27 protein-coding genes are annotated in these 25,716 nt (G+C 72.8%); 15 read left to right on the top strand and 12 right to left on the bottom strand.

What is annotated here, in order from left to right:
- Positions 1 to 35: 35 nt before the first annotated feature.
- Together ABTW87_RS29080 and ABTW87_RS29075 are read right to left on the bottom strand one after the other, a co-directional pair.
- Positions 36 to 1,034, bottom strand: a complete 999-nt coding sequence (locus ABTW87_RS29080) for a phosphotransferase (protein WP_350654509.1) — start codon at positions 1,032 to 1,034, stop codon at positions 36 to 38.
- Positions 1,035 to 1,085: 51 nt separating this feature from the next.
- Positions 1,086 to 2,258, bottom strand: coding sequence for a thiolase family protein (locus ABTW87_RS29075; protein WP_350654507.1), 1,173 nt, complete (start codon positions 2,256 to 2,258; stop codon positions 1,086 to 1,088).
- 83 nt (positions 2,259 to 2,341) lie between these two features.
- On the opposite strand from ABTW87_RS29075, the gene ABTW87_RS29070 reads away from it, so the two are divergent.
- On the top strand, positions 2,342 to 2,770 hold the full coding sequence (locus ABTW87_RS29070) for a PH domain-containing protein (RefSeq protein WP_350654505.1): 429 nt from the start codon (positions 2,342 to 2,344) through the stop codon (positions 2,768 to 2,770).
- Positions 2,771 to 2,787: 17 nt separating this feature from the next.
- On the opposite strand, the gene ABTW87_RS29065 is transcribed toward ABTW87_RS29070, so the two are convergent.
- Together ABTW87_RS29065 and ABTW87_RS29060 are read right to left on the bottom strand one after the other, a co-directional pair.
- The gene (locus tag ABTW87_RS29065) at positions 2,788 to 3,699 is read right to left on the bottom strand and encodes a rhomboid family intramembrane serine protease (protein ID WP_350654503.1); all 912 of its coding nucleotides are present in this window, start codon (positions 3,697 to 3,699) and stop codon (positions 2,788 to 2,790) included.
- Positions 3,700 to 3,751: 52 nt separating this feature from the next.
- Positions 3,752 to 4,282 (bottom strand): peptidylprolyl isomerase, encoded by a 531-nt coding sequence (locus ABTW87_RS29060; RefSeq protein ID WP_350654501.1) that lies wholly within the window; start codon positions 4,280 to 4,282, stop codon positions 3,752 to 3,754.
- Positions 4,283 to 4,398: 116 nt separating this feature from the next.
- Here ABTW87_RS29060 and ABTW87_RS29055 point away from each other — a divergent pair, with 116 nt between their 5' ends.
- Positions 4,399 to 5,163 (top strand): hypothetical protein, encoded by a 765-nt coding sequence (locus tag ABTW87_RS29055; RefSeq protein ID WP_350654500.1) that lies wholly within the window; start codon positions 4,399 to 4,401, stop codon positions 5,161 to 5,163.
- Between the two features lie 27 nt (positions 5,164 to 5,190).
- Here the strand turns inward: ABTW87_RS29055 and corA are convergent, their stop codons facing one another.
- The 3 genes from corA to ABTW87_RS29040 all read right to left on the bottom strand — a co-directional run bounded on the left by corA (position 5,191) and on the right by ABTW87_RS29040 (position 8,325).
- Positions 5,191 to 6,336, bottom strand: a complete 1,146-nt coding sequence (gene corA / locus ABTW87_RS29050) for a magnesium/cobalt transporter CorA (RefSeq protein ID WP_350654498.1) — start codon at positions 6,334 to 6,336, stop codon at positions 5,191 to 5,193.
- Positions 6,337 to 6,677: 341 nt separating this feature from the next.
- Positions 6,678 to 7,772, bottom strand: coding sequence for an aminotransferase-like domain-containing protein (locus ABTW87_RS29045; protein ID WP_350654496.1), 1,095 nt, complete (start codon positions 7,770 to 7,772; stop codon positions 6,678 to 6,680).
- A gap of 160 nt (positions 7,773 to 7,932) precedes the next feature.
- Positions 7,933 to 8,325, bottom strand: coding sequence for a CBS domain-containing protein (locus tag ABTW87_RS29040; protein WP_130320900.1), 393 nt, complete (start codon positions 8,323 to 8,325; stop codon positions 7,933 to 7,935).
- A gap of 115 nt (positions 8,326 to 8,440) precedes the next feature.
- Here ABTW87_RS29040 and ABTW87_RS29035 point away from each other — a divergent pair, with 115 nt between their 5' ends.
- The 5 genes from ABTW87_RS29035 to ABTW87_RS29015 all read left to right on the top strand — a co-directional run bounded on the left by ABTW87_RS29035 (position 8,441) and on the right by ABTW87_RS29015 (position 12,231).
- Positions 8,441 to 8,890, top strand: a complete 450-nt coding sequence (locus ABTW87_RS29035; RefSeq protein ID WP_350654494.1) for an NUDIX domain-containing protein — start codon at positions 8,441 to 8,443, stop codon at positions 8,888 to 8,890.
- On the top strand, positions 8,887 to 9,651 hold the full coding sequence (locus tag ABTW87_RS29030) for a hypothetical protein (protein ID WP_350654493.1): 765 nt from the start codon (positions 8,887 to 8,889) through the stop codon (positions 9,649 to 9,651). The genes ABTW87_RS29035 and ABTW87_RS29030 overlap by 4 nt, the downstream gene beginning before the upstream one ends.
- Before the next feature lie 93 nt (positions 9,652 to 9,744).
- Complete coding sequence (locus tag ABTW87_RS29025; RefSeq protein WP_350654532.1) at positions 9,745 to 10,476, top strand: phosphocholine cytidylyltransferase family protein; 732 nt, start codon at positions 9,745 to 9,747, stop codon at positions 10,474 to 10,476.
- Positions 10,464 to 11,531, top strand: coding sequence for an iron-containing alcohol dehydrogenase family protein (locus tag ABTW87_RS29020; RefSeq protein WP_350654491.1), 1,068 nt, complete (start codon positions 10,464 to 10,466; stop codon positions 11,529 to 11,531). The genes ABTW87_RS29025 and ABTW87_RS29020 overlap by 13 nt, the downstream gene beginning before the upstream one ends.
- The gene (locus tag ABTW87_RS29015; RefSeq protein WP_350654489.1) at positions 11,503 to 12,231 is read left to right on the top strand and encodes a CDP-alcohol phosphatidyltransferase family protein; all 729 of its coding nucleotides are present in this window, start codon (positions 11,503 to 11,505) and stop codon (positions 12,229 to 12,231) included. Before ABTW87_RS29020 ends, ABTW87_RS29015 begins: the two co-directional genes overlap by 29 nt.
- 129 nt (positions 12,232 to 12,360) lie before the next feature.
- Here ABTW87_RS29015 and ABTW87_RS29010 read toward each other — a convergent pair whose 3' ends face one another.
- Complete coding sequence (locus ABTW87_RS29010) at positions 12,361 to 13,647, bottom strand: glycosyltransferase family 4 protein (protein ID WP_350654487.1); 1,287 nt, start codon at positions 13,645 to 13,647, stop codon at positions 12,361 to 12,363.
- 24 nt (positions 13,648 to 13,671) lie between these two features.
- Here ABTW87_RS29010 and ABTW87_RS29005 point away from each other — a divergent pair, with 24 nt between their 5' ends.
- The 4 genes from ABTW87_RS29005 to ABTW87_RS28990 all read left to right on the top strand — a co-directional run bounded on the left by ABTW87_RS29005 (position 13,672) and on the right by ABTW87_RS28990 (position 18,382).
- A complete protein-coding gene (locus ABTW87_RS29005) occupies positions 13,672 to 14,532 on the top strand; it encodes an Fpg/Nei family DNA glycosylase (RefSeq protein ID WP_350654486.1) in 861 nt (286 codons plus the stop codon).
- Positions 14,533 to 14,798: 266 nt separating this feature from the next.
- Entirely contained in the window at positions 14,799 to 16,370 is a 1,572-nt protein-coding gene (locus ABTW87_RS29000; protein WP_350654531.1) for a sugar transferase, read from the top strand.
- Between the two features lie 33 nt (positions 16,371 to 16,403).
- Complete coding sequence (locus tag ABTW87_RS28995; protein WP_350654484.1) at positions 16,404 to 17,630, top strand: sensor histidine kinase; 1,227 nt, start codon at positions 16,404 to 16,406, stop codon at positions 17,628 to 17,630.
- Positions 17,627 to 18,382 carry a LytR/AlgR family response regulator transcription factor gene (locus ABTW87_RS28990; protein WP_350654483.1) on the top strand — a complete coding sequence of 252 codons (756 nt, stop codon included), beginning with the start codon at positions 17,627 to 17,629 and terminating at the stop codon, positions 18,380 to 18,382. Before ABTW87_RS28995 ends, ABTW87_RS28990 begins: the two co-directional genes overlap by 4 nt.
- 33 nt (positions 18,383 to 18,415) lie before the next feature.
- Here the strand turns inward: ABTW87_RS28990 and ABTW87_RS28985 are convergent, their stop codons facing one another.
- Complete coding sequence (locus tag ABTW87_RS28985) at positions 18,416 to 19,171, bottom strand: prepilin peptidase (RefSeq protein WP_502891667.1); 756 nt, start codon at positions 19,169 to 19,171, stop codon at positions 18,416 to 18,418.
- Between the two features lie 106 nt (positions 19,172 to 19,277).
- On the opposite strand from ABTW87_RS28985, the gene ABTW87_RS28980 reads away from it, so the two are divergent.
- Positions 19,278 to 19,940 (top strand): DUF5701 family protein, encoded by a 663-nt coding sequence (locus ABTW87_RS28980; protein ID WP_350654481.1) that lies wholly within the window; start codon positions 19,278 to 19,280, stop codon positions 19,938 to 19,940.
- Positions 19,941 to 19,993: 53 nt separating this feature from the next.
- Here the strand turns inward: ABTW87_RS28980 and ABTW87_RS28975 are convergent, their stop codons facing one another.
- From ABTW87_RS28975 to ABTW87_RS28965, 3 genes are read right to left on the bottom strand one after another with little or no spacing between them, the layout of a single operon-like run.
- The gene (locus ABTW87_RS28975; protein WP_350654479.1) at positions 19,994 to 21,235 is read right to left on the bottom strand and encodes a beta propeller repeat protein; all 1,242 of its coding nucleotides are present in this window, start codon (positions 21,233 to 21,235) and stop codon (positions 19,994 to 19,996) included.
- Positions 21,222 to 21,740, bottom strand: coding sequence for an RNA polymerase sigma factor (locus ABTW87_RS28970; protein ID WP_350654477.1), 519 nt, complete (start codon positions 21,738 to 21,740; stop codon positions 21,222 to 21,224). Before ABTW87_RS28970 ends, ABTW87_RS28975 begins: the two co-directional genes overlap by 14 nt.
- A 60-nt stretch (positions 21,741 to 21,800) precedes the next feature.
- Positions 21,801 to 22,352, bottom strand: a complete 552-nt coding sequence (locus ABTW87_RS28965) for a Uma2 family endonuclease (protein WP_350654475.1) — start codon at positions 22,350 to 22,352, stop codon at positions 21,801 to 21,803.
- A 378-nt stretch (positions 22,353 to 22,730) separates the two neighbouring features.
- Between ABTW87_RS28965 and ABTW87_RS28960 the strand changes: the two genes are divergently transcribed.
- From ABTW87_RS28960 to ABTW87_RS28950, 3 genes are all read left to right on the top strand, one after another.
- Complete coding sequence (locus ABTW87_RS28960; protein ID WP_350654530.1) at positions 22,731 to 23,081, top strand: DUF485 domain-containing protein; 351 nt, start codon at positions 22,731 to 22,733, stop codon at positions 23,079 to 23,081.
- A 1-nt stretch (position 23,082) separates the two neighbouring features.
- Positions 23,083 to 24,723 carry a sodium/solute symporter gene (locus ABTW87_RS28955; RefSeq protein ID WP_350654473.1) on the top strand — a complete coding sequence of 547 codons (1,641 nt, stop codon included), beginning with the start codon at positions 23,083 to 23,085 and terminating at the stop codon, positions 24,721 to 24,723.
- A gap of 72 nt (positions 24,724 to 24,795) precedes the next feature.
- Positions 24,796 to 25,716 (top strand): IS30 family transposase (locus tag ABTW87_RS28950; protein WP_350654471.1); only part of this gene is annotated, 921 nt, incomplete at its 3' end.

The raw sequence follows: 25,716 nt of genomic DNA, 5'->3' as shown, positions 1-25,716 counted from the left end.
GCCCGCCCGGCGCGGCCGATGTCCACAACCCCGCGCTACCCCGGGTTCGGCGCGAGCAGTTCCTCCAGCCAGCCCGGCACCGCCTCGACGTACTCGCGGCGCGCCGGGTCGGCCGTGTCGAGGGCGCGGCGCCAGGACAGCGCCCGGCTGACCGTGGTGATCCGCATCGCGGTTCCGGCCAGCTCCCGCAGGGTCGCCCCGTCGTGGCGGCCGGTCCACGCCTCCAGGTACGCGTCGCGCAGCCGCGCCAGCGTCGGGTCGCCCGGCGGCAGCTCGAACGAGTGCGCGACGGACCGCAGCGTCACCAGCAGCGTGCCGAACGGGTGCGCGAGCGAGGCGTCGCCCCAGTCGAAGAAGCGGTGGCCGGCGCCCACGACGAAGACGTTGCCGTCGTGCAGGTCGTCGTGCTGCACGGTGGCGGGTATCCCGGAGACGGCGAGCAGCCGGCAGTCCTCGGCGTAGCGGTCGCGGTGGTCGCGCAGGCGCGCGTACGCCTCGGGGCTGAGCCCGCCCTCCTCGCCGAGCAGCAGGGCCTCCCGGTCGTCGAGCAACGCGTCGAACAGCTCGGGCATCCGCTCCGGCCGGTGGTCGGGCAGGCCCAGGACGAGCAGCTCGTCGGCGTGCGGCGCGGTGGTGAGCTGAAGCTCGGCGTACTCGGGGAGGACCCGCTCCCAGCGGGACAGGTCCCGGTCCCGGGACAGCACGTCGCGCAGCGACTCGCCCCCCGCCGGCAGCAGCGACCAGCCGCGTCCGGCGTCCACGCCGATCGGTCGCAGCACCCGCTCCGGCGCCAGCCGTGCCAGTGCGGCGAGCAGCCCCGCCTCGTGCGCGGTCCCGGGGTTGTTGGCCTTGAACCAGACGTCGTCGCCGTCGGTCGGCACGCGCCAGACCAGCGACCACGGCCGGACGCGGGCCTCCACCGGGCCGGTCACCCGCCGGCCGAGCGGGCGGAGCTGATCCGCTACCCAGTCGAGGGCGGTCCCGCCCCACCGCGGGTCGGCCCAGTCGGTCTGCTGTTCGCCAGTGGTGGTCACGCCGGGCAATCTAGGTCGCCGACGCGCCGGCCGGCGACCCGATTACCCGCGTCAGAGCAGCTCGACGATCGTCGCGTTGGCCATGCCGCCGCCCTCGCACATGGTCTGCAGGCCGTAGCGGATGTTGTTGTCGCGCATGTGGGCGAGCATCGTGGTCATGATCCGGGCCCCGGAGCCGCCGAGCGGGTGGCCGAGGGCGATCGCGCCGCCGCGCGGGTTCAGCCGCTCCGGGTCGGCCTCGGTCTCCGCGAGCCAGGCCAGCGGCACCGGGGCGAACGCCTCGTTGACCTCGTACACCCCGATCTCCTCGATGCCCAGCCCCGCGCGGCGCAGCGCCTTGGCGGTGGCCGGGATGGGGGCGGTGAGCATGGCGACCGGGTCGTCGGCGGCGACCACGGCGGTGTGGACGCGGGCCAGCGGGCGCAGACCGTGCCGGCTGGCCCACTCGGCGGTGGTGACCGCGAGCGCCGCCGCGCCGTCGGAGATCTGCGAAGCGGACCCGGCGGTGACCACGCCGTCGGGCCGGAAGGGGGTGGGCAGCTCGGCCAGCTTCTCCAGCGAGGTCTCCCGGCGGATGCCCTCGTCGGCGCTGAACTTGCTGCCGTCGGCGAGCACGACCGGTGCCACCTCGGCGTCGAACGCCCCGGCGTCCTGCGCGGCGGCGGCCTTCTCGTGGCTGGCGAGGGCGAACTCGTCGAGCTGGGTGCGGGAGAAGCGCCACCGCTCGGCGATCAACTCGGCGCCGACACCCTGGTTGAACGGGAGCGGGCTGTCCTCGGCGACACCCTCGACGCCCCGGTAGCGCTCCAGGATCGCCGCGCTGAACGGCATGCCGCCGGCCACGCTGGAGCCCATCGGCACCCGGGTCATCGACTCGACACCGCCCGCCACGACCAGATCGGCCTGCCCGGACAGCACCGTCGCGGCGGCGAAGTGCAACGCCTGCTGGCTGGACCCGCACTGCCGGTCGAGCGTGGTGCCGGGGACCGACTCGGGCCAGCCGGCGGCCAGGACGGCGTTGCGGGCGATGTTCCACGACTGCTCGCCGACCTGGGAGACGCACCCCCAGAAGACGTCGTCCACCTGGCCCGGGTCGATGCCGGTGCGCTCGGCGAGGGAGCGCAGCACGTGCGCCGAGAGATCGACCGGATGCACACCGGCGAGGCTTCCCTTGCGCCGCCCCACGGGGGTGCGTACGGCGCCGACGATGACTGCGTCACTCATGTCTACTCCCCGGTAACCTGGCTGGCCTCGATGGTACGTCGCCGCGCGGTCCGTCGTCGCGTCCCCACTGGCATGCTGTCCGCATGGATGCGACGCCGGGGACCCGGCAGTGGCGGGTGCCGGCCCGGCTGCCGGCGGTCAAGGCCGCCGGCGGGGTGGCGCTTGTCGCGCTCGGCCTCCTGCTCGCCGACGGCGACGCGGTCCGGCTCGTGCTGGCCGTGCTGGCCGCCGCCGTCCTGCTCGGCTGGGCGGCGCGGGACGTGCTGGCCCCGGTCCGCCTCGCGGCCGACCCGGAGGGGCTGACGGTCGTCAGCGGCTTCGCGGGCCGCCGCCGCCTGCCGTGGGCGCAGGTGGAGGCGATCGGCGTGGACCGGCGGACCCGGCTCGGCCTGTCGAGCGCGGTGCTGGAGATCGACGCCGGGGAGACGCTGCACCTGTTCGGCCGGTACGACCTGGACGCCGACCCGGTCGAGGTCGCCGAGGAACTCGAGGCGGTCCGCCCGGCGCGCTGACCCGCGCGCCGGGGCCGTCAGGTGAGCAGATAGGCGGTGCGGATCAGCGCCAGGACGAGCAGCGCCAGGACGAGCACCGAGCCGCCGGCCACCTGGACCAGCGTCCGCCGCGACCGCGGTGCGTACGCGAGCACGAGGGCCATCAGGCCACCGACCGCGAGCCCGCCCAGGTGACCCGGGATGGAGATGCCTGGCACGGTGACCGTGAAGATCAGGTTGATCACCAGGATCGGGAGGATCTGCGAGATGTCCCGGCCCATCCGGCGCTCGATGATGATCAGCGCGGCGAACAGGCCGAAGACCGCCGTGGACGCGCCGGCGGTAAGCGCGTTCGGAGCGCTGAACAGGTAGGCGGCGACGTTTCCGCCGAAACCGGAGATCAGGTACAGGGCGAGGAAACGGGCCCGGCCCAGGTTCGCCTCCAGGGAGCGGCCGAGAATCCACAGCGCGTACATGTTCAGCAGCAGGTGGAGCACGCCGTAGTGCAGGAACATCGCGGTGACCAGGCGGTACCACTCGCCCTCGGCGATGCCACCGACCGTGCCGTCCGGGAACAGGGCCACCCCGAGCACGGCGCCCCACTCGGTGAGCGGGGTGCCACCGCCCAGCAGACCGCCGAAGCCGGAACCGCCCACGATCGCGTCGCCGTCCCGGTCGCTCGCGACCGACAGCAGCATCACCAGCACGTTGATCGCGATCAACGCCTTGGTCACGTAGCCGTGCCGGCCGGCGGCACCGCCGCCGAAGGCGGTGCGCGCCGGCCGTACGCTGCGGCGCCCCTCGGTGACGCAGTCCGGGCACTGGAAGCCGACCGACGCCTCCCGCATGCAGTCCGGGCAGATCACCCGGTCGCAGCGGTTGCACCTGATGTACGCCTCCCGGCCGGGGTGGCGGTAGCAGACCGGGGTGGTCGGCGGGGACTCGCTCATGTCCCGGTGTCCGAGCGCTCAGTCATGCGAGCAAAGGTACCTCGCGACCGCCTCAGGAGCCGGTTCGCTCGATCTCGACCCGCTCGATGACGACGTCCTGGAGCGGGCGGTCGGCGGGGCTGGTCGGCGTGTTCGCGATGGAGTCCACGACCTTCGCCGACTGCTCGTCCGCAACCTGGCCGAAGATCGTGTGCCGGTTGGTCAGGTGCGGCGTCGGCGAGACGGTGATGAAGAACTGCGAGCCGTTGGTGCCCGGGCCGGCGTTCGCCATCGCCAGCAGGTACGGCCGGTCGAAGCGCAGCTCGGGGTGGAACTCGTCGGCGAACGTGTAACCCGGCCCGCCCCGGCCGGTGCCGGTCGGGTCACCCATCTGGATCATGAAACCGCTGATCACGCGGTGCGAGATGGTGCCGTCGTAGTACGGGCCGCTGCCCGGCTGGCCGGTCCGCGGGTCGACGTACTGCTTGGTGCCCTCGGCCAGCTCCACGAAGTTGCGGACGGTCTTCGGCGCGTGGTTCGGGAACAGCTGCAGCCGGATCGGGCCGGCATTGGTGTGCAAGGTGGCGTAGACGTCCTCGGCCACGGGTACTCCTCACTCGTTGGTCAGTTCCATGCGGATCCTCCCATGTGCCCGATCTGGCCGTGCGGAGGCATCCGAAGGTGGAGGATGACGAAGGACAACTCCCAGGAGGTGGGACCGTGTTTGGAATCGGGCGACGCAAGACCCAGGGGCAGCTCGCAAAGGCGGAGCTGAACCAGGGCTTCGGTCACCTGAAGCAGGCGGCGACGTACGCGGCGAAGGGCGCCGGCGCCACGGTCGGCCCGCGGGTCCGGTCGGCGCGGGGCGCGATCGCGCCCACCGCCGTCGTCGTACGGGACCGGGCGTCGAGCGGCTACGCGTCGACCGTGGCGGCCCTCGCGCCGCTGGCCCTCGCCCTCCGCAACGCCCAGGCCGAGGCGACCGGCAAGGCCGTGACCGGGCGGAAGGCCGCCGCCGCCAAGCAGGCCGCCGTCAGCAGGAAGGTGAAGGCGAAGAACATGAAGGCAGCGCGCAAGAAGAAGAAGTCCGGCCGGAGCGGGATGATGACCGGCCTCCTCGCGGCCGGCGCGGTGGCCGGCCTGGCCGGCGCGATGGCGATGCGGCGGCGCCGCGAGCAGCAGGAGTGGGCGGAGTACGACCCGACCCGCAACCTCGAGCCGATGCGCGACGAGATGGACACCATCGAGGTCACCACCCGCACCCCCGCGGAGCAGGCGACCGGAGCGTCCACCATGTCCGGTGGGCCGACCGGCGCGGGCAGCTCGGCGGTGGCCGCGGGTGGCAGCGCCTCCACCACCACCCCCGCCAAGCAGTCGACGGTCCAGGCCACCGAGAAGGTCCCGTCGGTCGCCGAGGGCGCGAGCGAGAAGTCCGGCCGTCCCTCGGACGACCTGACGAAGGCCCTCAAGAACGGCCGTCGCTGACCCGCCGCTCCCTGGGCCTGGGGGTGGTCAGAGCCAGCCGTTGCGGCGGAACCACCGGTACAGGCCCAGGGAGATGGCCAGCATCACGGCCAGGACCGTCGGATAGCCGTAGGTCCACCTCAGCTCCGGCATGAAGTCGAAGTTCATGCCGTAGATGCCGGCGATGGCGGTCCAGACCGCCGCGATGGCGGCCCAGGCGGCGATCTTGCGCATGTCGTTGTTCTGGTCGACGGTGACCTGCGCCAGGCGCGCCTGGAGGATCGAGTTCAGCAAATCGTCGTACGAGTTGACCTGCTCGACGGTGCGGGTGAGGTGGTCCTGCACGTCCCGGAAGTAGCGGCGGATCTCCTTCGGCACGTCCCGGTTCATCTGTGCGGTGATCGTCATGAGCGGGCGCTGGAGCGGCATCACCGCACGCTTGAACTCGACCAGCTCCCGCTTCATCTGGTAGATCCGCTGGATGCGGCCGCTGCTCTGGCGGTCGAAGACGTCGGTCTCCAGCGTGTCCAGGTCGTCCTCCAGCCGGTCGGCCACCTCCAGGTAGAGGTCGACCACCCGGTCGGTCACCGCGTACGCCACCGCCCAGGGGCCGTGCAGCAGCAACTCCCGCTTGCGCTCCAGGTCGGCCCGCACCGGCGCCAGCCGGCAGGCGTCCCCGTGCCGGACGCTGACCAGGAAGTTCGGCCCGATGAAGAGCAGCACCTGGCCGGTCTCCACCACCTCCGAGGTCTCGGTCAGCTCGGTGTGCTCGCAGTAGCGGGCGGTCCGCAGCACCAGGAAGCTCACCTCGCCGAACTGCTCCAGCTTGGGCCGCTGCTGGGCCTTGACCGCGTCCTCCACGGCGAGCTCGTGCAGGCCGTAGGTGGCGGCGATGTCGGTCATCTCGGCCAGCTCGGGCTCGTGCAGGCCGAGCCAGACGAAGCCGTTGTCCGCCCGCCGCGCCGCCGCCAGCGCCTCGGCGTAGTTCCAGTCGCCGGGCTGCCGCTCCCCGTCGAGGTACAGCGCGCAGTCGACGACCGCCTGGCGCGGGGAGGTCGGTTCGGGTGCCCGCGCGGACCCGTCGGGGTTGAGTCGGCGGGTCATGGCGCGCACCGGCGCGGTCCAGTCACGGGACCGGATCACCCGTCCGCCGCCCGGTGTCGCCGTCCGTCCCCGCTCGGCCCGGTCCGCCATCACGCCCCCCTTCCGCTCAGCACCGCGTTGCAGGGTACGCCGCCGCGGCGTAACGGCCGGTCACGGACAGCCACCGAGGCGGCACCGGGCGGGCCGAGCCGCATCGGGGGGTGAGGGGACGACACGGCCCACCCGGCACCTGTGGGGGCGGGGGGTTCTGCTGGTCGCGCCGCTCCGCGTGCGGTGCGGGCCGGGGCCGGACCGAGCCGGGACCCCACCGGTCGGGGGACCGGATCCGCTACACGTGGTGAGTGACGCTCGCAGCATTGTGGGCCGGTGGCCGCTCCGGAGCGAGCCCCCGAGCGGCCGATATCCCATTTCTGTCGGAAACCCGACAGAAATCAGCCGCGGACGGCCGCCACCGCCTCCGCGAGCCGGCGCACACCCTCGTCGATCCGGTCCGCCGTCACCGCCGAGTACGCCAGCCGCAGCGCGTGCCGGCCCCCGTCGAGGACGAAGTCGCTCCCCTTCACGACGGCGACCCCGCGCTCGGCCGCCGCCGGGGCGAGCTTGTCCACGTCGACGTCCTCGGGCAGCTCCACCCAGAGGAAGTAGCCGCCGTCCGGCTCGACGAAGCGCGCCTCCGGAATGTGCCGACGCAGTGACTCGGCGAGCACGCGGGCACGCTCACCGAGGGCCCGGCACACCGTCTCGATCGAGCGGTCGATGTCCCCGGAGACACAGAACTGGTGCACGATCGCCTCGGACACCATGCCCGGCGAGATGTAGAGGCTAGTCGCCTTCTTCGCGATGTCGGCGATCAGGTCCGCCGGGCCGACCAGGTATCCGACCCGGACGCCGGGGCAGACCGTCTTCGTGAAGCTGGACGCGTGGACCACCACGCCACGGGTGTCCAGCGAGAGCATCGACGGCAGCGCCTCGCCCCGGAACCGGATGTCGGCGTACGGGTCGTCCTCGAAGATCGTGAACTCGTACTCGGCGGCGAGGTCGAGCAGCTCCCGCCGCTTGTCCAGGCTGAGCGTCACACCCGCCGGGTTCTGGTAGTTGGGGATGACGTGCGCCAGCCGGGGACGCACCCCGGACTCCAGCAGCTTGCGCAGTTCGGCGGTGTCCAGGCCGTCCGGTTGGACGGTGACCCCGTGCAGCTCGCCGCCCATCCGCTTGAGGTTGAGCAGCGTCCGGTCGTACGTCGGACGTTCCACCACCACCGCGTCACCGGAACGGACCAGGTGGTCGAAGAGGAAGGCGTCGGCCTGCAACGAGCCGTTGGTGACCAGGACCTGGTCGGCCTGGACCCCGTGCTTCTTCGCGATCCACTCGCGCAGCGGAAGGTAACCGACGGAGGTGCCGTACGCCGTCACCCCCGCGGGGTCGGCGTCGAACGCGCGTACGGCGGCGGCCTTGAGCCCCTCGACATCGACGATGTCCAGCGAGGGAGCGCCACGGGCGAAGGAGATCAGCTGCTCGGCGGTCATGGCTGTTGAGCGTACGGAAGCCGCCCGGGTGCGCGCGGTCGGCACGGCGATGTCCGCATCCTGAGCCACCGGGTCGGGTGACCGGCCTCGACCGGTGGCCGGCAGATCGGACCGGACGGCCGAGCGGGTCGTGCTGCGCCGGACGTGGGTGAGCCTCCGCTCAGCCGGTGCCGACCATCCGGCTGGCCGCCCAGACCCGCATGATGTCCCGGACCGAGATCACCCCGGCGACCTCACGCCCGTCCAGCACCACCAGATGCCGGAAGCCGCCGTTGGCCATGGCGGCGGCCGCCTCCTCGACCGTCCACTCCGGCCCCGCGTACACCACGTCCCAGGTGAGGTGGTCGCCGGTCCGCTCGACGTCGCAGTCGAGACCGGCGCCGATCGCGTTGAGGACGTCCCGTTCGGTCATGATCCCGATCCCCTCGGAATCCGGGTCGATCACGACCGCCGACCCGATCCCCCGGGCCGACATCATCTGGGCAGCCTGGCGGAGCGTGTGCTCCGGGCCGACCACGAGCACCTGACTGGACATCGCTTCCCGAACCTGCATCACGCATCACCCCTTTGGGACGGTGGCAACCGGTAGGGAACATGGTGCGCCTGGTGCCTTTCCCGGACAAGACCGCTCATGACCGCGATCCGGCGCGGCTCGCTACTGTCGAGGCGTGTCCACCGAGCCCTTGCGCTGCGCGGGCGCGCTGATCGTCAACGACGACGGCCGCCTCTTCATCCAGCGGCGGTCCCCGGACCGGCGCCTATTTCCCAATTGCTGGGACATCGTGGGCGGTCATCTGGAACCGGGCGAGGAGGTCGAGGATGCCCTGCGCCGGGAGGTCACCGAGGAGACCGGCTGGACGGTCGCGCGGGTGCTCGGCCGGGTCGGCGAGTACCGCTACGTCGCCGACGACGGGTTGGAACGGGTCGAGAGCGACTGGCTCGTCCGGGTCGACGGGGACCTGCGCCGCCCGCGGCTGGAAGCCGGAAAGCACACCGAGTTCCGCTGGCTCACCGAAGCGGACCTCGACCTGCTCGACGAGCACCGCGACGTCAACGACGGCCTGATCCGCCGGATCGCGGAGGACGCCTTCGCCCTCCTGCGCACGATCGGTTCGTGAACGACATCGTCGACCTCGCGCCGCACCGGTTCGCCGGGCTGGTGGCGCCGGCGGTCGACCGCGCCTTCGTCGCCGCCATGCACGCCGCGCGCACCGGCGGTGGCGCCGACCTGAGCCAGCGGTACGGCGGTCCCGCGGCCACCGGTTCCCTGGTGGAGTTCCGCACCCGGCTCGCGGCGCCCGGCGGCGCGGTGGACGAGGCCGGCGTGGCGGCGGTCACCCGGTACCGGGACCCGACCGCCTGCCGGCGGTCGCTGGACCGGCACGTCGCGCACGGCATGATCCACCGCCGCTCGGACGGCACGATCACCGCGACCGAACGCGGGCTGGCGTTCCTCGACGAGCTCTGGCAGCTGCACGTCGGGGTGACCGGGGAGCTGTGGGCGGGGCACTCGGAGCGCGTGCTGCGCCTGGTCGAGACGCTCGGCCGGCTGCTCGCGTACGCCCTGGTGCTCGCCGAGGAGGAGAGCACAGCGGGCGCCTTCACGGCGCTGGCACCGCCCCACGAGCCGGACGGCAGCCCGCCCGGCGTGCTGCTGCTCAACCGGCTCGGGACGCTGCGGTACCACCGGGCCGACGCCCACGCCGCCGCCTGGGCGGCCGCCGGGCACACCGCCGCGAGCATCGTCGGGCTGGCCGACGGGCCGGAGCGCCTCGCCATCGAACTGGAGACCGACCGCCGGGCGGCCGGCCCGTACGCCGTGCTGACCGCGGAGGAGCGCCTGGCGATGCTCGCCGACCTCGCCGCCCTGCCGGGCTGACCCGTCGGCGGCCCGCCGGTTGCCGGTGGCGGGTGCACCCGGCGGCGCTATCCTCCTCCGGTGAACGCCAGACGAACGGGACATGATGCCGGCATGGTCGGAATGGTGCTGGCCGCCGGGGCCGGGCGGCGGCTGCGCCCGTACACCGACACCCTGCCCAAGGCGCTGGTGCCGGTCGACGGCGAGACCACGATCCTCGACATCGCGCTGCGCAACCTCGCCGAGGTCGGGCTGACCGAGATCGTCGTCGTGGTCGGCTACGCGGCCGACGCGGTCCGGGAGCGCCAGGCCGACCTGGAGAAGACGTACGGCGTCACGATCACCCTCGTGCACAACGACCGGGCCGAGGAATGGAACAACGCGTACTCGCTCTGGCTGGCGCGGGAGTGGTTCACCCGGGGTGTCCTGCTGGTCAACGGCGACACCGTGCACCCGGTCAGCGTGGAGAAGACGCTGCTGGCCGAGCGCGGGCCGGGCGTCCTCCTGGCGATCGACACGATCAAGGCGCTGGCCGAGGAGGAGATGAAGACGACCTTCGACGCGGCCGGCCAGCTGACCCGGATCACGAAGCTGATGGACCCGGGCGAGGCGTACGGGGAGTACATCGGCGCGACGCTGATCGAGCCGCACGTCGCCGAGCCGCTCGCCGACGCGCTGGAGGCGACCTGGCGGCGCGACCCGAACCTCTACTACGAGGACGGCTACCAGGAGTTCGCCGACCGGGGCGGGGAGGTCCGGCCGGCCCCGATCGGTGACGTCTCCTGGGTCGAGGTGGACAACCACGAGGACCTGGCGCGGGCCCGGGAGATCGCGTGCCGCTACTAGCCCGTACCGTCAACACCCCGCTGCTGATCGAGGTCCGGCGGGGCGCGGTGGCCGACCTGGGTCCGCTGCTCGCCGACCGGCGGATCTCCGCCGGCGGCGACGTCGCGGTGGTGGTGGGGCCCGGGCAGGGCGAGAAGATCGCCGAGCTGTGCCGCCCGAGCCTCGGGTCGGCCGACGTCTTCACGGTGGCCGGCGGCACCATCGACGCGGCCAACGAGCTGGGCGACCGGCTGCGCCGCCGGCACTACGACGCGGTGGTGGGCATCGGCGGCGGCAAGACCATCGACACCGCCAAGTACGCGGCCACCCGGTACGGCATCCCGATGGTGACCGTGGCGACCAGCCTCGCCAACGACGGCATCGCCTCGCCGACCGCCTCGCTCGACCACGAGGGCGGCAAGGGTTCCTACGGCGTGCACATCCCGATCGCCGTCCTGGTGGACCTCGACTTCGTGGAGCACGGCCCGGACCGGCAGACCCAGGCCGGCATCGGCGACGCGGTGAGCAACCTCAACGCCTGCGCCGACTGGGAGCTGGCCCATCAGGTACGCGGGGAGCCGATCGACGGGCTCGCGGTCACCCTGGCCCGCACCGGCGCCGAGGCGCTGCTGAACCACCCCGGCAAGATCACCGACGACGCGTTCCTGACCACGCTCGGCGAAGCCCTCGTGCTCAGCGGGATCGCCAGCTCGGTCTGCGGCTCCACCCGCCCGGTCAGTGGCGGTGACCACGAGATCTCGCACGCCATCGACCGGCTCTACCCGGGCACCGGGTCGCACGGTGAACAGGTCGGCCTCGGCGCGCTCTTCTGCACCTGGCTGCGCGGCGACGTGGAGCGGTTCGGCCAGCTCGCACGCTGCCTGCACCGGCACGGCCTGGCCACCCACCCGGCCGATCTGGGGCTCACCGATGAGCAGTTCGTCGAGGCGGTCGTCTTCGCGCCGAGGACCCGACCGGACCGCTTCACGATCCTCGAGCACCTGGACCTGTCCGCCGCCGACGTCCGGAACCGGTTGGGAGACTACCGTGACGCCCTCCGCGATCACCTTGGCTGAGCACCCGCGGCCGACCGTCGCCGACTTCCACCGCACCAACCGGGGCGGCGGGCTGTTCAGCGAGTCGGTCAGCCAGTGGATCGGCGCGGCGTTCGCCGTGGTCGCGCACCGGCTCGGGCTGCGTCCCACCGCGTTGACGATCACCAACCTGGTGCTCGGGCTGAGCACCTCGGTGGCCGTGGTGGCGCTGGCCGAGCCGGTCGCCGAGGGTCGGGTGCCGGCCTGGCTCGTCGGTCTCGTGGCGCTCGTCGGCTGGCAGGTCGCGTACGCGTTGGACTGCGCGGACGGGCAGCTCGCCCGGGTGACCGGTCAGGGCAGCGCGGCCGGGGCGCGGGTCGACGTGCTCTGCGACGTCGCGGCCCAGATCGCCCTGGTCGCGGCGCTCACGGCGACCACCGTGGCGCAGTCCCCGTCGACGCCGACCTGGTTGATCGCCGCGTTCGCCGGCACCTGGATGGTCAACCTGGTCACGTCGGTGATGCAGGCCGGCCCGAACGCGGCCAGCATGGTGACGTCGACCTCGCTGCCGGTACGCCTGGCGAAGCTGGTCCGCGACTACGGCGCGGTGATCCTGGTGGCCGCCCTTGTGCTGCTCGTCGCCCCGGCCCTGACCCTGTGGGTGGTCGTCGCCTTCACCGTCGTCAACGGCGGCTTCCTGCTGGCGAGCATCGCCTTCTCCGCCCGCGCCTCCCTCCGCTGACCGCGCTGACCGCGCTGACCGCGCTCCCGCCGCCGCCCGCTCCCCAGCTCCGTGGATCATGGAGTTGTGGTGGCCGTTTCAGGGGTTTTCGCACCTTTCATGGCCACCACAACTCCATGATCGACGCGGTCAGGGGCGGGCGGCGACGGCGGCGTAGATGTCGATCAGGCGCTTAGTCACCACGTCGGGGTGGAAGGTGCGTTCGTAGCGGGTGCGGGCTGACCGGGCCAGAGCGGCGGCGGCCGTGGCGGCCACCGGAAGGGCGGCGGCCAGCGCGGCCGGCTCCGGCGGGACCACCCAGCCCGCCTCCCCGGTCACGATGCCGGCCGGCACGGCGGCCGACGTGGCCTGCAGCGGGGAGTCGGGACCGGTCGCCGGAGCGACAGCGGAGTGGGCCGCGGCCGGGCCGGTGCCGGCCGGCTCGCGCGGGCTGTCGGCACCCACCAGGTACGGGATGCCGCCGAGGGCCGTGCCGAGCACCGGCCGCCCGGCGGCCAGCGCCTCGATGATCACGGTCGGCAGCACGTCGTGCCAGGTCGAGGTGGCCAGCACCACCGCACTCGACTCCAGCGCCGTGCGCACGCCGGCCCGGTCCAGCGGGCCGAGGAACGTCACGTCCGACCGCTCCGCCGCGGCCGCCTCGACCAGCGGCCGCAGTTCGCCGTCCCCGGCTATGCGCAGCGGCCCCAGGACGCCGTCCGGGTGCCGGCGCCAGGCGTCGAGCAGCAGGTCCAGCCCCTTCTCCGGGCTGAGCCGCCCGAGGAAGAGGAAACCGGTGCCCAACGGCGCCGGGGGTCCCGGGTCGGGGATCGCGTTCGGCTTCACCGCGATCCGTTCGTCCGGAATGCCGTAGTCCCGCAGGTGGTCCGCGACGGCCGTGGTGAGCGCGATGAACCGGTCCACCGACCGCCAGGTCCCCCGGTGCACGGCGAGCGTCGTCGCCATCAGCGCACTCTGCGCCCGTGAGCCCCGGTAGCAGCGGTGCACGATCGCCGGCACCCCCAGCGCGCGGCCCCGGCAGTCCTGGCAGATCATGCCGTCCCGGAAATAGAGCCCCGAGGAGCAGACCTGCCGGTAGTTGTGCACCGTCTGCACCACCGGCACGCCGTGCCGGTGCGCGGTCCGCACCACCCAGGGCGAGAGCAGGGGGTACGGGTTGTGCAGGTGCAGCACGTCCGGACGGTGCTCGGTGAGCAGCCGGGCCAGCTCCTGCTGGGCGCGGGGCGCGTAGATCGGGGAGACCGGCAGCAGCGCCTTCGCGGACCGGGACATCGACGGGATCTCGTCCGAGCTGCGCAGGAAGGGCAGCACCTCGACCCCGGCGGCGGTCAACTGGGCGATCTCCGCGTCGACGATGGTGTTCTCGCCGGACGGCTGGGCCTCCCGGTACCGGTTGTGCGCCACCACGATTTTCATGGGATTGGAGGCTACCGTTGGCGGGTGCCCGAACTACCGGAGGTTGAGGCGCTCGCGGAGTACCTGCGCCGGCGCGCGGTGGGCCGGCGTGTCGACCGCCTGGAGGTCGCCGCGATCAGCGCCCTGAAGACGTACGACCCGGCGCCCACGGCCGCCGCCGGCCGGGAGGTCACCGACGCCCGCCGGCACGGCAAGTTCCTCGACGTGGTGCTCGGCGAAGACCTGCACGTGGTGGTCCACCTCGCCCGCGCCGGATGGCTGCACTACCGGGAGGCGTTCGGGTCGAGCGCCCCGCTGCGCCCCGGGAAGGGCCCGGTGGCACTGCGCGTCCGCCTCGACGACGGCTCCGGGTTCGACCTGACCGAGGCCGGCACGCAGAAGAGCCTGGCCGTGTACCTGGTGGCCGACCCGGCGACGGTGCCCGGGGTCGCCCGGCTGGGCCCGGACGCGCTCGCTGCCGACCCGGCCACGTTCGCCGAGCGGATCCGCAGCCGCAAGGGCCAGGTCAAGGGGGTGCTGACCGATCAGACGGTGCTCGCCGGGGTGGGCAACGCGTACTCCGACGAGATCCTGCACGCGGCGAAGCTGTCGCCGTTCGCACTGACCAGCCGGCTGACCGACGAGCAGATCGGAGCCCTCCACGACGCGACCCGGGACGTGCTGACCGACGCGGTGTCCCGCTCGGTGGGGCAGCGGGCGGCGGAGCTGAAGGGCGAGAAGCGGTCCGGGCTCAAGGTGCACGCCCGCACCGGGCTACCCTGCCCGGTTTGCGGCGACACCGTCCGGGAGGTCTCGTTCGCCGAAACCAGTCTGCAGTACTGCCCCACCTGTCAGACGGGCGGGAAGCCGCTCGCGGACCGACGGTTGTCCCGGTTGGTACGGTGAGTGACGATGCTCACCCGTTACAGAGAGGAATCGGCCGGCGCGGGTCGAAGGTCGGAAACGGCGGTCCACTCCGGCCGTCATCCATCGGTATAGTGGCTCGGTCCCCGGCTTCTGATAGGTCCGGAGCCGGCCAGATGCCATGGGCCACCTCCCGTACGCCACGTCCGTTCGGTCGGCGTCCGGGCCTGGTGGTCGCGTGGGAGACTGGAACGGTGGGCGACGCGGGTCCTCACGTGGAGTGAGCGACTTGCGTCATGCGGGAGGACATGGGTGAGGTGACGACAAGCCTCCAACGCCCGGTAACCAACGAAGGCCGGAGCCAACTCGTGCGGCACGTCGACAGCTTCGAGATCCAGCCGCCGACACCGCCGTCCCACAACGGCGTACCACGGTCGGCCTGGGCGCGCGCCCGCCGCCGGGTCTCCCGCTGGCACCGCCCGTACACCGCCATCCTCCTGCTGCTGGACTTCGCCGCCGCGGCCTTCGCCAGCTACACCGCGATCCGCACCTTCGACCAGGCTCGGGCCGGCTTCTACAACGCCAACGACGACCCGACCTGGTTCTTCACGGTGGCGTTCGTGCTGCTGCCGCTGGGGTGGGTGGTCAGCCTCTGGTTCAACCGCGCGTTCGACCGGCGCTACCTCGGTCTGGGTTCGGACGAGTTCAAGCGGGTGGTCCGCAGCGGCGTCGCGGTCTGCGCGACCGTCTCCTTCCTCGCGTTCGCCACCAAGACCGACCTGTCCCGGTTCACCGTCGGCACCGCGCTGCTCCTGGCGTTGCTGCTGATCCTGCTGGGCCGCATCCTGGCCCGGTTCGTGCTGCACGTCATCCGCCGCAACGTCGGCCAGGCCGGGCACCGGATGGTGCTGGTGGGCACGCTGCCGGAGTGCCTGGAGGTCTACCGCTCGGTCACCCGCAGCCCGACCGCCGGCCTGGTTCCGGTCGCCATCCACATCACCGACGGGTACGCGGCCGCGCGGGGCGTCGAGACGCCGGTCCCGATCTACGCGGGACGGGACATCCTCGCCCTGGTCCGCGAGGTGGGCGGCGACACGATCGCGGTCTGCGGTTCGGCCAGCTCCGAGCCCGGCGAGCTGCGCCGGCTGGCCTGGCAGCTGGAGGGCTCGGGCGTCGACCTGGTGGTGGCCCCGCAGCTGACGGACATCGCCGGCCCCCGGGTGCACATCCGGCCGATCGAGGGCCTGCCGCTGCTGCACGTGGAGGAGCCGACCCTGTCCGGGCCGGCGCTGCTGGCGAAGAACCTCCTCGACCGGTTCGCCGCCGGGCTCGGGCTGCTGGTGCTGTTGCCGGTGTTCATCGTGATCGCGATCGCGATCCGGATCTCCGACCCGGGCCCGGTCTTCTTCCGCCAGCCGCGGGTCGGCCACGAGGGCCGGACCTTCCGGGTCTGGAAGTTCCGCACCATGTACGTTGACGCCGAGGACCGGCTGGCCGGCCTGGTCGACCAGAACGAGACCGACGGCATGCTCTTCAAGATCAAGCAGGACCCCCGGGTGTTCCCGGTCGGCCGGTTCCTGCGGGCCTCGTCGCTGGACGAGCTACCCCAGCTGATCAACGTGCTGAGGGGCGAGATGTCGCTGGTCGGGCCCCGTCCGCTGCCCGCCGACGACGGCGACTTCCTCGGCGATGTGCGCCGCCGGCTGCTGGTCAAGCCCGGCATGACCGGCCTCTGGCAGGTCTCCGGCCGCTCCGACCTGTCCTGGGACGAGGCCGTCCGCCTCGACCTGTACTACGTCGACAACTGGTCGCTGGCGTACGACCTGAGCATCCTGTGGCGCACCGTCGGGGTGGTGCTGGCCCGGAAGGGCGCCTACTAGCGCAGGGACGTCGCCACCCGTCAGGATCGCCCCGTGGGTGGCAACCTCTCGACCGTCGTCGGCGTCGTCTCGCTGGTAACCGCGCTCGCGGCGGCCCTGTTCGCCGTGGTGCGCCTGCGCGGGCGCCGGGGCATCGCCACCGCCACCCAACGGGCCACGTACGAGGTGCTGCACACCGCCGGGCTGGCCGCCGAGCCGCTGCGCGCCGGGCTCACCGCGGCGAACGCGGCGAAGGCCGTACGCCACCTGCGCGCCCTGGTCGGGGCGGTCGGGCTGGCGTTGACCGACACGGCCGGGCTGCTCGCCCTCGACGGGCGCGGCACCCACCACGAGGCCCAGCTGGTCGGAGCGGCCCGGCGGGTCATGGCGGCCGGCCGCTCGACCGTGCTCGGTGAGGCGGAGCTGCGCTGCGACCGGGTGGACTGCCCGGTCCGGGGCGCGGTGGTCGCCCCGCTGACCGGCGTGGACGGGCGGGTGGTGGGCGCGCTGCTCGCCGTCGCCGACGGGGCACCCGCACCGGGCCTGGTCCAGGCGACGCTGGAGACCGCGCACTGGGCCGGCAACCAGCTCGCCCTCGCCGAGCTGGACTCCTCCCGGGAGCGGCTGGCCCGCGCCGAGGTCCGGGCGCTGCGGGCGCAGATCAGCCCGCACTTCATCTACAACGCGCTCACCGCCATCGGCTCCTTCGTCCGCACCGACCCGGACCGGGCGCGTGAGCTGATCCTCGAGTTCGCCGAGTTCACCCGCTACTCCTTCCGGGCGCACGGCGAGTTCACCACGCTCGCCGAGGAGCTGCGCTCGATCGACCGTTACCTGACGATCGAGCGGGCCCGCTTCGGCGACCGCCTCCAGGTGCGGCTGCAGATCGCGCCCGAGGTGCTGCCGGTGACCCTGCCGTTCCTCTGCCTCCAACCACTTGTCGAGAACGCCGTTCGGCACGGGTTGTCCCGCAAGCCCGGCACGGGCATGGTGAGCATCGAGGCCCGCGACGCGGGCACCGAGTGCCACATCACCGTGGAGGACGACGGAGTGGGGATGGACCCGGCCGCACTGACCGCCGGCATCGCCGAGCTGGCCGCCGCCAGGACGGACCCGGGCGAGGACCCGGGCGGTCACGTCGGCCTCTCCAACGTCGACGAGCGGCTCCGCTCGGTCTTCGGGGACGGCTACGGCCTGGTCGTCGAGACGGGGCTCGGTTCCGGTACGAAGGTGAGCATGCGGGTGCCGAAGTTCCACCCGGGCGTACGGGCGGGGACGTGAGCGGATTCCTGCGGGTACTGGCCGTCGACGACGAGCCGCCGGCGCTTGACGAACTGGCGTACCACCTGCGGGCCGACCCCCGGGTGGCCCGGCTGCACACGGCCGGGGACGCCACCGAGGCGCTGCGGGTGCTCCGCGACGACGACGTCGACGTCGTGTTCCTCGACATCCGGATGCCCGGCCTGGACGGCATGGAGCTGGCCCGGGTGCTGCGGCGCTTCGCCCGTCCCCCGGCCATCGTCTTCGTCACCGCGTACGACGACGGCGCGGTGGACGCGTTCGACCTGGGCGCGACGGACTACGTCCGCAAGCCGGTGCGGGCCGAGCGGCTGGCCGAGTCGCTGCGCCGGGTGATGGGCTCGCGGGTGGTGCCGTCACACCCCGCGGCGTCGGCCCGGGCCGAGGAGGACCCGACGATCCCGGTCGAGCTGGCCGGGAGCACCCGGATGCTGCCCCGCTCGGCGGTGCGTTGGGTCGAGGCGCAGGGGGACTACGCGCGGCTGCACACCGCCGACGGATCCCACCTGGTCCGGGTGTCGCTGGCGACGCTCGCCGAGCGCTGGGCGGACGCCGGTTTCGTCCGGATCCACCGCTCCTACCTCGTGCAGTTGAAGCTGATCGCCGAGTTGCGGCTGGTGAACTCCGGCTACGTGGTGGTGGTCGACTCGACCGAGCTGCCGGTGAGCCGGCGGCACACCCGGGAGTTGAAGGACAAGCTGGTGCGGGCCGCCAAGCAGGACTGGAGCCGCTGAGGCCGGTTGCCGACCGGCCGGACCGGCTGTGCCCTACGGCGCGCCGACGAGCATCGCCACGAGCGCGGCCCCGAGCATCGCCGGCCCGTACGGGACGGGCGTGCGCCAGCCGGCGCGGCGGGTGAGCAGGAGGCCGCCGACGAACGGCAGGTTCACCAGCGGGGCGAGCAGCGCAGCCGCCGCGACGGCCGGCCACCCCAGCCAGCCGAGGTGCAGGCCGAGGACGGCGCCGAGCTTGACGTCGCCGAAGCCGAGCGGGGAGCGGGGCAGCAGCGCGAGTGTCAGGTAGCCGGCGGCGCAGAGCGCGGCGGCGAGCACACCGCGTACCAGTGCGGGGCCGGCCTGCTCGGTGAGCGCCGCGGCCGCGAGGAGCACCGCCCCGCCCAGGAACGCAGCCCCCACGAGCGGGTCGGGCAGCCGCAGCACCCGCAGATCGACGAGGGCCAGCGGTACGGCGACCGCGGTCAGCAGCAGGAACGCCGGCAGCGCCCAGGTCGGGCCGACGGCGACCGCGGTGATCCCGCAGGCGGCGGCCGAGAGCGGCACGGTCACCGCGCGGCCGGGACGCTGTCGGCGCCCGCACCCGCAGCAGCGCCCGGGAGACCGCCACCAGGGCGGGCTCGCCCTGCCGCAGCCGGGGCACGTGCTGCGCCAGGGCGGCTTCGGCTGTCCGTCCGGCCAGGCCACCGCGTACCGGTCGACCAGGCCGGGCACCAGCGTCCCCCAGCCCGCCCCGGCGACGGTGGCGGCGGCCACGAGAGGGAGCAGCACGGCCGGGATGGTAGTCATGCCGGTCGACTCCCGCGTGCCCCGCTTCGTGATCCGGGCGGAGAACCGAGTTGGCGGAATTCATCGTACGGCGTACGGTAGGGCGTACGACTCTGGGAGGGATGCCGTGACCGAGACGTACTTCGACGCCGGTGCCGAGTTCGACCGCCAGGTGGAACGGTTCGTGGAGCTGGGCTACCCCGCCCTCGCCGGACGGAGCCCGGAGGACTTCCGTGAGCTGGTCACCCCGCTGCGGGCGGCAGCGGTCACCGGCGCGGCCGGCCGGCCCGCCCCGACCGAGGGTCGCGTGCCGTTCCTGCTGGTCGTCACACGGGACCTGGTGCCCGTCCAGGAGCGCGTCGCGCTGACCACGCTGGCCGGCAAGCGCAAGCCGGGCATCGTCGACCGGCACTATCCCGACGGGGACCTGGCCCGCTTCGATCCGATCAAGGAGCTGGAGGTGCCGGCCGGGCCGGCGTACCTCCTCTTCGACGTCGACCGGGGCGAGGAGACACTCAACCTCGCCCCGGCCTCGGCGATGGAGGTCATCACCAGCCAGGACCGGCTGCCGCTCACCATCGACGAAGGGCTGGCCTTCGTCACGCTGCATCCGCCGGCGCTCGCGAAGAACAAGTGCTTCTCGCTCGTCGGTTCGCGGTGCGGCGACAAGCGCGTGCCGGCGATCTGGATCAGCCAGGGCGCACCGAAGCTCGGCTGGTGCTGGTGGGGCAACCCGCACACCTGGCTCGGCTCCGCCTCGGCCCACCCCGTACGCCTCGGCCTGGAGTGATCCGCACCGGTGGGGGCGCACGGTTCCGGCCGCCCCCCACCGGCCGACCCTCGTCAACCGGGCAGCGCGAAGCGGACCCAGTCCTCGCCGTCGGTCGTGAGCTGCACGTGGTCGGGGCCTTCGACGGACATGTCGTCCCGGCCGTGGAGCCAGGCGCGCCCGGGCGCCACCCCGGTGCCGCCCTCCTGGCCGTACTCCCGCACCCGGGCGAAGTGCCGCCCGCCGTCCCGACTGACCAGCAGGTACGCGGTCAGATTCGCCGGGTGGTGGTGTGTGTCGGCGATCATCAGCGAACCGTCGGCCGCGAGGGTGAAGTCACGCGAGACCGGGGTGCTGGGCAGGTCGGTGCCGACGTCGGTCCAGCTGCGTCCACCGTCGGTGGTGTGCAGCAGCCGGGACGGGACGCCGGGCTCCATGGGCTCGGTCCCGGGCGGCGGATCGGGTTCGGTCAGCAGGTAGGCCTCGACCTCGCTGACCGCCGCCACCGCGACCACATGGCCGCCGGCCGGAGTGGACGTACGCCAGGTGGCCCCTCGGTCGGCGCTGCTCGCCACGATCGCCCGCCGACCCGACTCTCCCGGCCAGTATGTCGCCCAGATCGCCCCGTCCGGAGACGGGTAGATGCTGAACGGCGGGTACGGCGAGGGCTTCTCGCCGCGCAGCCGGTAGACCGTGCCCGTCTCCGGGTCGGTTGCCAGTGGCTCGAGGACCGCGTCACATCCCTGCTGACAGAAGACCGGGCGAGCACGGTCCGGAAACGCGGCGACGGACACCATGGCCGTGTCGGCGTCCCGCCAGCTGTGGCCGTAGTCGCTCGAGAGATACCGCCGGCCGTTGTGGAGCACCAGGTAGGAGCGTTCGTCCAGGACCGAGAAGCGCAGGTCACCCACCTTCTCCCCGTCGTCCTTGGTCCGGCAGTCCGGCACCCGGTAGCTCGCCGACGCGTAGTCGCTCCAACTCCGCCCGGCGTTCAGAGTGTGGGCGAAGCGGACCGTGCACCCGTGGTCGACCCAGGCCACGCCGACCGCGTGGGTGTCGCTCAGGACGAAGAGCCGCGTCGTCCGGTCGTCCCGCGTGACGGTCGGCTCAGGGGCGGCCCAGTCGACGCCGGACGACCGCCCGGTGAGCGGCACGACGGCCATCCCGGCGATCGCCAGCACGACGGCCAGCGCCACCCCCGCCGTCCGCCGCCGGCGCCGCTCACGGACGACGGCCAACAGGTCGTCGAGGGGTGGTTGGCGTACGGCGCGGGCGACCTTCCCGGCGTCGAAACCGGTGATCTCACCTTCGGACATCGACCCTCCCGGTGCGCGTGGCGTCGGCGTCGGGACCGGTGAGGCGAGCGGCGAGGGCCACCCGGCCCCGCGACAGCCGCGACTTCACCGTCCCGACCGAGACGCCGAGGGTGTGGGCGACCTCGTCCACCGGCAGGTCGACGAGGTAGTGCAGGGCCAACGCGTGCCGCTGACCCGCTGGAAGCTCGCGCAGGGCGGCGAGCAGCGCCAAGTGCTCAGGGGCGGTATCGGCGACCACCGGCGGTGGACCGATCCGGCGCAGCAGCCGGTCGAGCACCCGGTGGCGCCGGTACCGGCTGCGGGCGACGTTGACGGCGACCCGGCGCAGCCACGCCTCCGGATTCTCCAGGCCAGCGAACCGTCGGGGCGCGCCGAGCGCCCGGGTGAACGCCTCCTGGACCGCCTCCTGCGCCTCGCTCAGATCCCCGGTCACCGCGTACAGCTGCACCACGAGCCGCTGGAAGCACCCGGCGTAGATGTCGCCGATGATGTCGTCGTCGGGCACCGTCACCTCCCTTCTCACCTCTCCCACTCCCGGGCGAGGAGGAAGGTTCCGTGGCGACGGTCAGAAGATGTCGGCCAGCGACAGCTCCAGCGGGAACGGGTGGTCGGTGCGCCAGCGTTCGTCCGTGCCGATCGTGGTCGCCTCACGGTAGGTGCCGCCCACGTTCTCGAGGACGGTCAAGCTCTGTTTGCGCGGCTCCACTATCCAGTAACGCGGGATGCCGGCGGCGGCGAATTCGTGACGCTTGAGGACGAGGTCACGCCCGGCGTTACTCGGCGAGACGACCTCGACCACCAGCAGCACGTCTGCCGGGTCCAGTGCCGGGCCACCCCGGTCCACGGCGCTCTCCCGGGCGACGAACAGGTCCGGGACGACGTACGAGGACCGGCGCGCACTGACCCCGATGTCCTGGCCGACGAACAGGCCGGGCGGCGCCTGCCGGTCGAGGACGCGGCGGAGGCGGTTGGCGATCGCACCGTGGCGGACGTCCGCGTGAGGGGACACGAGCAGGCTCCCGTCGAAGATCTCGTAGTCCTGGCCGTCCTCGGGGAGATCCTGGAGGTCGTCCACCGTCCACGCGTCACCGCGGTTGGGCCGAGCAGGGCTGGTCACCGTCATGCCTCCTCTCTACCCGCCCACCCTGACAGCTCCGGCCGTCGCCCACAACGAACTCACCCCGTCGCCGCAGGTCAGCTACGCCCGCCCGGAGGTTATCCACAGGGGTGAGGCGTTCTCCACAGGTTCTCCACAGGCTGCCCGCGCAGCCCTTGACATTCCCGGTGATCGGGCGAGACTTCCGGGGTGGCAGCTGCCGACGATCCTGTCCCGGCGCCCGGCGCGGGAAAATGGTCCGGAGCGCCCCGGCCCGACGACACCGGCCGGGTGCCGGCGCAGATTGGACCGCCGGCGCAGATTGGGCCGCCGGGACAGGCCGGCCCGCCAGGACACGACAACTCGCCGGAACCGACCGGACCGCCGACGCGGACCCGGATCGTGCTGGGCGACGTGGTCCGGCCCGAGTCCCGCAGCGAACGCACCCGGACCGAACTGGCCCAGCAGACCCGGGTCGGCGAGGCGCTCGTACGCGGCCTGGTCCGCGCGCAGCTCGCCCTCGCGCTGCGGCTCTCGCTTGTGGTGGCGGTCGGGCTGGGTGGCCTGCCCTGGCTGTTCGCGATCGCGCCCTCGGTCGGCCGGGTCACCGTGCTCGGGGTGAACCTGCCGTGGCTGCTGCTCGGCGTCGCCTCGTTCCCGTTCCTGGTCACCGTCGGCTGGGCGTACGTGCGGCTGGCCGAACGCAACGAGCAGGACTTCACCGACCTGGTCCAGCGGCCGGAGCACTGAGGTGGGCAACGACTACGTGATCCCGGCGATCGTCGCGGTCACCCTGGTCACCGTCGCGATCGGCTTCTACGGCCTGCGCCTCGCCCGCACCACCTCGGACTTCCTGGTCGCCTCCCGGGTGGTCAGCCCGACGTGGAACGCCGCCGCGATCGGCGGTGAGTACCTCTCGGCGGCGAGCTTCCTCGGCATCGCCGGTCTGATCCTCAAGTACGGCGTCGAGGTGCTCTGGTATCCGGTCGGTTTCGCCGCCGGGTACCTGGCGTTGCTGCTCTTCGTCGCCGCGCCGCTGCGCCGCTCCGGCGCGTTCACCCTGCCCGACTTCTGCGAGCTGCGCCTCGGCTCGCGGTGGCTGCGCACCCTCGCCACGGTCTTCGTGATCTTCATCGGGTGGCTCTACCTCGTCCCCCAGTTGCAGGGCGCCGGGCTGACGCTGGCCACGCTGGCCGGGTCCCCGTACCCGGTGGGCGCCCTGGTGGTGGCTGCGGTGGTCACCGCGAACGTGGCGCTCGGCGGCATGCGCGCGATCACCTTCGTCCAGGCGTTCCAGTACTGGCTGAAGCTGACCGCGCTCGCCGTACCGGCGATCTTCCTGGCGCTGCAGTGGCAGGCCGACGGCCGCCCGGCGGTGACCCCGCCCGACGGGCCGACGTTCCGGACCGCGACCACCGTCGTGGTCGAGGATCCCGCGACGCTCACCCTGCCGGACGGGCAGAAACGGGAGGTACGCCCCGGCGACGAGCTGACCTTCGCGGCGGGTGACCCGGTGCCGGCGGTGTCCGGGGTGGACACCGACGCGGCCGACTGGCTGCTGCCCAGCACCGCCGGTGACGACGACCGGGGACTATTCGCCACGTACTCGCTGATCCTCGCCACGTTCCTCGGCACCATGGGCCTGCCGCACGTGCTGGTCCGCTTCTACACGAACCCCGACGGCGCGGCCGCCCGGCGGACGACCCTTGTGGTGCTGGCCCTGGTCGGCGCCTTCTATCTGCTCCCCACGATCTACGGTGTGCTCGGCCGGATCTACACGCCGCACCTGCTGGTCACCGGGCAGACGGACGCGGTCGTGGTCCTGCTGCCGGGCGCGGCGCTGGGCGACGGGACCACCGGCCGGCTGCTCGCCGCGCTGGTCGCCGCCGGGGCGTTCGCGGCGTTCCTCTCCACCTCCTCCGGCCTGCTCACAAGCGTCGCCGGGGTGATCTCCACGGACGTGCTGGGCCGCGGATCGGTGCACGGGTTCCGGCTGGCCACGCTGATCGCCGGCACGGTTCCCGCGGTGCTCGCCCTCAACGTCTCCGGGCTGGACGTGTCCCAGGTGGTGGGGCTGGCGTTCGCGGTGGCCGCGTCGAGCTTCTGCCCGCTGCTGGTCCTGGGCATCTGGTGGCGTGGGCTCACCGACCTCGGCGCCGCCGCCGGGGTGCTGGTAGGCGGCGGCGCCGCGATCGGGGCGGTGCTGGTGACCGTCCTCGGCCCCCCGCTGTCCGGCTGGCCGGCCACGCTCATCGCGCAGCCGGCCGCCTGGACGGTGCCGCTCGCCTTCACCGTCATGGTGGCGGTGTCGATCGCCACCCGCCGCCGGGTCCCGACCGGCGTCGGCGCCACCATGCTCCGCCTGCACGCCCCCGAAGCCCTCCGCTTGTAAGGAAGGGCCCCTTGTTAACGCCTCCGGCCTGGGTTCTAGTGGTCGTCGCAACATCCCAGTTCAAGGGGTGCGATGGACTTCGAGGTCCGAGGGGATCGGAAACCGCAGGGACGTAGGAAGTTGTTCCGGGAGCGGGCGGCATACTCGCAGCTCGTGCAGCAGGGCTGGAGCAATGGGCAAGCGTGCCGGATCGTCGGGATCAACCCGAGGACCGGTAGACGCTGGCGTAATGGACGTAATCCGTGTGGTAGGAACACGGCGGCACCACCGATGCGTGCGGTGGTGCCGCCGTGTTCCACACCGTCTCGGTACCTGGGTGAGGACGAGCGGATTCACATCGCTGACCGGCTGCGGGACAAGGCCACGATCCGGGCGATCGCCGCCGAGTTGGGCCGCCACCCCTCCACGATCAGCCGGGAGATCCGCCGTAACCGGCATCCGAACAGCGGCGCCTACCGCCCGCACGCTGCGCAGTTTCGGGCGGAGGCCCGCCGGCCCCGACCCAAGCAGGGGAAGATCACCCGGAATTCGGAGTTGCGGCAGTTCATCCAGGACCACCTGGGCCTGCGGTGGAGTCCGGAGCAGATCTGCCAGGCTCTGCGTGCGCAGTTTCCCGATCGGCCGGAGATGCACGTGGTCCACGAGACGGTCTACCAGGCCCTGTATGTCCAGGGCCGCGGCGAGCTTCGCCGTGAACTGGCCCGTGCCCTACGGACCGGGCGGGCCCGACGCAGACCGCGCCGCCAGGCCCAGCAGCGCACCCCGCGGTTCGTCACCCCGATGGTGATGATCAGTGAGCGTCCGGCCGAGGCCGAGGACCGGGCCGTGCCCGGCCACTGGGAGGGCGATCTGATCATCGGCAAGGACGGCGCCTCCGCCATCGGCACCCTCGTCGAACGCGCCACCCGCTACGTCATGCTGCTGCACCTGCCCGACGGACGCACCGCCGACCACGTCCGCGATGCCCTGATCAAGACCGTCCAGACCCTGCCC

Origin of the sequence: Micromonospora sp. NPDC126480 (assembly GCF_040302465.1) — a bacterium.
In the GTDB taxonomy this organism is placed as follows: domain Bacteria; phylum Actinomycetota; class Actinomycetes; order Mycobacteriales; family Micromonosporaceae; genus Micromonospora.
The sequence above is the reverse complement of the archived record's forward strand: the minus strand, read 5'-3'. Positions and strand labels throughout refer to the sequence as shown.